Source organism: Desulfovibrio sp. DV (genome assembly GCF_001936595.1).
Taxonomy (GTDB): domain Bacteria; phylum Desulfobacterota; class Desulfovibrionia; order Desulfovibrionales; family Desulfovibrionaceae; genus Solidesulfovibrio.
In genome coordinates, this window is the sequence record NZ_MLBG01000189.1 from 1 (window position 1) to 2040 (window position 2040).

Genomic DNA, 2040 nt, shown 5'->3' on the forward strand with positions numbered 1-2040 from the left:
GGGGGGGGATGGCTACCCCCCCGGAACCCCCCTCGAACGGGGGAAGTAACGCACGAAACTGCATCGGATCTTTGACCAAGCGCCCTGCTGCCACGGGACGCTCCCGCCTCCAGCCGGAAAGTCGGGGCCGCCATGCGGCCCCGGCCAACGGCCCTGGCCGCAGCGGGAGTCCGGGCAAAGGGCCAACGCCGACCTTTCCACCTACCCCCTTCCGGGGGTCCGGGGGCCATGCCTGAACCTGAGCCCCCACCACCCCCTTCCGGGGGTCCGGGGGGGTGACCCCCCCGGCGGGTCCAGGGCAGAGCCCTGGCGGGTGCAGGGTAGAACCCTGCCGGGTGCAGGGTAGAGCCCTGCCGGGTGCAGGGCAGAGCCCTGCCGGAGAGGTCCAGGAGAGGCAGCGCCTCTCCTGGTGGGGTCCGGGGCAACGCCCCGGCAGGAGAGGCAGTGCCTCCCCTGGTGATCTTTTACAGCGTTCGTGTTACCCAAGCCGCCGCAGCGGCGTTCAGGGGACGGATGGTCCGGCCCCCTGCTCGTCGCACTGGGTCGCCTATCGGGGAGTGTGCTCCATGCGACAGGAAACTGATGCCCTGGGAGCAAGATCACTCCCCGAGGGCGCCCTTTACGGCATTCATACGGCACGTGCCGCTGAAAATTTCCCTGTTTCCGGCCAGCCCGTGCTGCCCGAGCTGATTCGGGCCTATGCCCTGGTCAAGGCCGCCTGCGCCCTGGCCAATCAGGACACCGGCCATCTCGACCCGGGCCGGGCCGAGGCCATCGTGGCCGCCTGCCGCGAAGTGGCCGAGGGCCGCCACGCCGACCAGTTCATCGTGGACGCCTACCAGGGCGGGGCCGGCACCTCCACCAATATGAACGTCAATGAGGTGGTGGCCAACCGGGCCCTTGAGCTGCTCGGACGCGTTCCGGGCGACTCTGCCTTTCTCTCGCCCCTGGACCACGTCAATCTCCACCAATCCACCAACGACACCTATCCGACCGCCCTTCGCGTGGCCGCCCTGCAGCTTTTAAAAGAGCTGGAAGGGACCACGGCCCGGCTGCAAGAGGCCTTGCAGGCCAAGGAGGCCGCATTCGCCCATGTGGTCAAGGTCGGGCGCACCGAGCTGATGGATGCCGTGCCCATGACCCTCGGCATGGCCTTCGGGGCCTATGCCGAGGCTGTGTCCCGCGACCGCTGGCGCATATTCAAGTGCCGCGAGCGCATCAAGCAAGTGCCCCTTGGCGGTACGGCCGTGGGCACCGGCCTGGGCGCGCCGCGGGCCTATATTTTCAAGGCGGCCGAGCATCTGCGCCATCTGACCGGCCTGCCCGTGTCCCGGGCGGAAAATCTGGTGGACGCCACGGCCAATGCCGACGCCTTTGTGGAAGTCTCGGGCATCCTGTCGGCCTATGCCGCCAATCTGCTGAAAATCGCCTCGGATCTGCGCCTTTTGGCCAGCGGCCCCTCCACCGGCCTGGGCGAGATCCGGCTGCCGGCCTTGCAGGCCGGGTCGTCGATCATGCCCGGCAAGGTCAACCCGGTCATCCCGGAGTGCGTCGGGCAGGCGGCGCTGCGGGTCATGGGCAACCACCAGACCCTGACCCTGGCCGCTGGCCTCGGCCAGCTCGAAATCAACCAGTACATGCCGCTTTTAGCCCACAGCCTGCTCGAATCGCTGCATCTTTTGCGCGACGCCTCAACCGTGTTTGCCGACAAGTGCGTCGCCGGCATCACCGCCGACGAGGACCGCTGCCAGGAGCTGGTGGACAAGAGCCAGGCCCTGGCCACGGTGCTGGTGCCGGCGCTGGGCTACGACACGGTCTCCAGGCTCCTGGCCGCCTCCCGCAAGGCCGGCCGCACCCTGGCCGCCCACATGGCCGCCACCGGTGTTCTGGCCGAAGCCGACGCCGCCGGCCTGCTCGCCCCCAAACGCATGCGTAAATTGGGGTTTGAGGAGGAGGACTATGCCGTGCCTGCGGCAACAGGGGGGAGGTGAAGAAGAAAAGGCGGAAGATGCCTCCGGCGGCCGGGGGATCGGATCCCCC

Annotated in this window: 1 protein-coding gene; it reads left to right on the forward strand. The window is 68.5% G+C overall.

Annotated features, from left to right (window positions below):
• The first annotated feature begins 566 nt into the window (after positions 1–566).
• Complete coding sequence (locus DVDV_RS21630) at positions 567–1991, forward strand: aspartate ammonia-lyase (RefSeq protein WP_075356630.1); 1425 nt, start codon at positions 567–569, stop codon at positions 1989–1991.
• Positions 1992–2040 lie beyond the last annotated feature (49 nt).